This is a genomic window from Spirillospora sp. NPDC049652, from assembly GCF_040675125.1.
GTDB lineage: Bacteria > Actinomycetota > Actinomycetes > Streptosporangiales > Streptosporangiaceae > Spirillospora.
Genome location: NZ_JBFAOF010001256.1, coordinates 1 through 1,727 on the forward strand (window position 1 = coordinate 1; position 1,727 = coordinate 1,727).

General features: G+C 70.1%; 1 protein-coding gene. It reads right to left on the reverse strand.

What is annotated here, in order from left to right; genetic code table 11:
* A partial coding sequence (locus tag AB0J52_RS39170) for a CLIPPER-2 domain-containing protein (RefSeq protein ID WP_500188148.1) occupies positions 1–1,727 on the reverse strand: 1,727 nt, incomplete at both ends.

The window sequence follows — 1,727 nt, forward strand, 5'->3', positions numbered from 1 at the left end:
CTGCTGGGTCACCTGGTAGGTGGCGCGGCAGGTCGTGCTCGCCTCGGGCGCCAGGCTCGTCGCGTCGCAGACGACGGCCGACAGGCCCGGCAGGTCGTCGGTGATCCCGACGCTGTTCAGGGTGACGTTGCCGGTGTTGGTGACCCGGTAGGTGTAGGTGATGGTCTGGCCCGCCGCCGAGTAGCTCGTCGGCTCGGCCGACTTCTCGACCCTGATCGCCGGGCTGGACTCGACCGTCACGGTCTCCTCCGTGGGCGGCGACTCGATGGGCGTGCCGCCACCGGGCGGCGTGCCGTACGCGTACGCCGAGTTGGTGATGGAGCCGTTGTCCACATCCGCCTGGGTCGTGGTGTAGGTGGCCTGGCAGGTGGCGTGCTCGCCGGGCGCCAGCGTGGACGGCGAGCAGGAGACCTGCAGTCCCTGGTCGTCGGTGACGCCGATGCCGGTCAGGGTGACGTTGCCGGTGTTGGTGACGCGGTAGGTGTAGGTGATCGTCTGGTTCGGCCCGCTGAAGGTCTCCGGCTCGGCCGACTTGGTCACCGAGAGGCCGGGATTGGCCTCGGCGGTGATGGTGACCTCGTCCGGCGGCGACTCGACGGGCGACTCGCCCGGCGGCGTGCCGTGCGCGGTCGCCGTGTTCTGGATCGAGCCGGCGTCCAGGTCCTGCTGGGTCACCTGGTAGGTGGCGCGGCAGGTGGTGGACGCGCCGGGGGCGAGGGTCGTCGCGTCGCAGGTGACGGCCGACAGGCCCGGCAGGTCGTCGGTGACGCCCACGCTGTTCAGCGAGGTGTCGCCGGTGTTGGTGACGGTGTAGGTGTAGTTGATCGTCTGGCCGACGGTGCTGAAGGTGGACGGGTCGGCCGCCTTGGCCACGCTGATGCCCGGGTTCGTCTGCAGCGTGACGGTGACCTCGTCCGGCGGCGACTCGACGGGAGTGCCGCCGCCGGGCGGAGTACCGGTCGCGGTCGCGCTGTTGGTGATGGACCCGTTGTTCACGTCCGTCTGGGTCGTGACGTAGGAGGCGTGGCAGTAGGTGCTCTCGCCGGGCGCCAGTGTCGTCGTGGTGCAGGTGATCGTGGACAGGCCGGGCAGGTCGTCGTTGATGCCGACGTTGGTGAGGGTCACGTTGCCGGTGTTGGTGACGAGGTAGGTGTAGCTGATCGTCTCGCCCGCGGCCGTGTAGGTCGTCGGGTCGGCCGACTTCTGCACGGTCATCGCCGGGTTGGCCTCGGCGGTGATGGTGACCTCGTCCGGCGGCGAGTCGATGGGAGTGCCGCCGCCTGGCGGTGTGCCGTGCGCGTACGCCGAGTTGGTGATGGAGCCGCTGTCCACGTCCGCCTGGGTCGTGGTGTAGGTGGCCTGGCAGGTCGTGTTCTGCCCCGGGTCCAGGCTGCTCACCGGACAGGAGACCGACAGGCCCTGGTCGTCGGTGACGCCGATGCCGGTCAGGGTGACGTTGCCGGTGTTGGTGACGACGTAGGAGTAGGTGATGGTCTGGCCCGCGGCCGTGTAGGTCGTCGGGTCGGCCGACTTCTGCACGGTCATCGCCGGGTTGGCCTCGGCGGTGATGGTGACCTCGTCCGGCGGCGACTCGACGGGAGTGCCGCCGCCGGGCGGTGTGCCGGTCGCGGTCGCGCTGTTGGTGATGGACCCGTTGTTCACGTCCGTCTGGGTCGTGACGTAGGAGGCGTGGCAGGTGGTGCTCTCGCCGGGCGCCAGCGTCGTCG